The organism is Desulfobacterium sp. N47 (assembly GCF_051233685.1).
Lineage (GTDB): Bacteria > Desulfobacterota > Desulfobacteria > Desulfobacterales > RPRI01 > RPRI01.
This window is the reverse complement of sequence record NZ_JBAMMY010000281.1, coordinates 1-2451: the sequence shown is the minus strand read 5'-3', so window position 1 is coordinate 2451 and position 2451 is coordinate 1. Positions and strand designations below refer to the sequence as shown.

2 protein-coding genes are annotated in these 2451 nt (G+C 36.3%); both read right to left on the bottom strand.

Annotation, left to right across the window (positions count from 1 at the left end; translation table 11 throughout):
• Positions 1–226: 226 nt before the first annotated feature.
• Positions 227–1501 carry a phospholipase D-like domain-containing protein gene (locus VXK47_RS17930; protein WP_435550156.1) on the bottom strand — a complete coding sequence of 425 codons (1275 nt, stop codon included), beginning with the start codon at positions 1499–1501 and terminating at the stop codon, positions 227–229.
• Between the two features lie 87 nt (positions 1502–1588).
• Positions 1589–2296 carry a hypothetical protein gene (locus VXK47_RS17925; protein ID WP_435550155.1) on the bottom strand — a complete coding sequence of 236 codons (708 nt, stop codon included), beginning with the start codon at positions 2294–2296 and terminating at the stop codon, positions 1589–1591.
• Between the last annotated feature and the right edge of the window lie 155 nt (positions 2297–2451).

Below are 2451 nucleotides of genomic sequence, written 5' to 3'. Positions count from 1 at the left end.
TTTTCTTCTAATCTTTGATTAATATCTTCGTTGGAACTTTCGTTATACAAATTCGCCCATTCTACAAATGGATGCTTTGGGCTCACAATTATTGCGGATCGATTTGTAATTTCCTTCATTGTTTCACGAAATTATAACGCTTCGCATAACCGGCTGGTAAAAGATGCATAGCGAAGCGGCGCAGCTTTTACCAGTCCGAGTTAATGCGGTTGTTCGCCATCGTTATTTATAATTGACGGACATCAAAACCAAAATATCGCAACACTTTTGTAGTTCTTCCATTTATGACTGGTAATTCTTCATTATTTTTCCAGCCAATAAGTTCTTGAACATTTGATTGCCCGAAAGCATTTAGTTTGTATTGTTTGTTGAAGATTAAATTTGCCATTCTCTCAACAATTTCAGCGTTTCCATGAACCAAATACGTGAGACTTTCTTTGACCTGATTGATGTCATTTTTGCCAAGGAATTCCTCCTTTAATGTATTCAGGCCACCGGAATAGAACCTTAGGCGATCACGGAATGAATGCAGAGTACAAAGTGCTTGGAAAATTTCATCAGGATTGGAATCTAATATCGATTTATCAGAGGCAAATACGGTATTTAATCTTGGAAAAGTTTCGTTCACTATTGTTTCCTCGAAATGAGGCCACGGCGTTTGGTGCCACTCTTCTATTAGCTTTTTTATTTTTTTGTTTTGAGACTCACCCGAATCAATGGGCGTTTTCTTCCAGCTGTCTTTTTGCGCATGCTTATCCCTCACAAAACTAATAAAAGAATCGATTTCCAGCCGTAAGGGAATTTCTGATTCTGATCTTTTTCTTTTCCCTATATCCTCATAAACCTTTCTTATAGCATTGAAAGCGCTTACCGATTCTTGATAGGTTTTACGATAATCCTCGACAAATAAATTCTTTTTGGATTGTTTTGTTTTATCCCTGCCTATATTGAAGCCAACGACTTTTCCTATCTTCTTATGGATTTCTGTTTCTATCTTTGAAACATCCGAAGATAAAGATTTAAAGCTTTCGTATATTTTTTTATAATCTTTTACAATTTCCTGAGTGAGGACCTTTGATTCTTCCCAGTATTCGGAAAACAAATCAACCAATTCAGTAAAAATATTGTCCTCAGCATCAATATGCACCATAATTTCTTGATTCGTAGTCATAGCAGAATTCGTCAAGTTAGCTGAGCCAACTAAAGCACCTGACGTGCCAAAAATGTAAAGCTTTGGATGGAAGGATCTGTCAGAGAAAAAACGAGCTTCAATATTTGTTATTTTTAAAAGTGCTTCCAAGGCATTTGGAGCGGTAGGAAATCCAAGCCTCACGACGATTCTTACTCTACAACCCTGACTACTTAAATGTTCTAACACGCTTATATCTGTGAGAAATGCTACAGCAATATTTATATTGTTTGCCTTAGCAATTAAAGAATTTACAGCATTCTGTATGAAATCACTTCGAGAATTCCGGTTGCTATAGAGATTTATATTCATTTGCCCCACATATTTTTAATGGCGAACGCTTCGGTTCACTGGTTGCAATGGAGCGCAGCGGAATTGCAATCCATGTGCAACCGATTGTTATACAACGCTTTTTGATTCATTGATTTCAGAACAATCATTAGCATTTTGGATTATCACAGTTAATTTGCCTTTCGGCGATGTGTAATTCTTTAATTTCAACGCCAATCCAATAACCATGCCGAACATGTATGTAACCAAGGCAAGATAGCCCACAGCCCATAATGTTGAAAGATTGTGATAAATAAAACTTGTTGATATATATGTAGTAATAACACCTAAGACAAAAAGTGCCGGTATTAACAGCAGAGCGTCACCCATCATGATAATATTTGAAATTTTATTTCCTTTTTGATCTTCATCACCACCGTACACTTTTGGGCAAACTTGATGTTCCCATAATAATAATTTTTTGTTTTCCATTAGATTAATTCTGCTTTCAATTTTCCCTATGTGATTACCTATAGCATATATATGAAACATATCATTAAGCGGAAATGTAAGTGTTATCAGTAGGACAGGGGCAAATGGAATAAAAAACAGGTGCAGTATGCTCGACGCATTTTCCATAATTTCTTTTGCTTTTTGTGTATTGTTTACGGCAGAAATAACATCTTGAGCATTTAGACCATGAAATGCCAAAGCAAGAGAGCCTATTGCTGTTATATACGTAAGGTAATTGTGAAATTTTCTAATCCCTTGCTTGTGAACTAATTTCTCAGCCCATAATTTATTGTATTCTTGAGTCAATATCTCGCTTGCATCCATTTGTATCTCCTTTGTATAACACAAAGTTCACCGGCCGGGAACACAAACCGGCTGTGTTTTAACCACGTTTAACTCAACCAAGGTTATTTGGAAAAAAGGCGCGGGTTCCCGGTCGAGTGTGTAACGCTTTGTTATCTTTTATGCAATCTTATTTA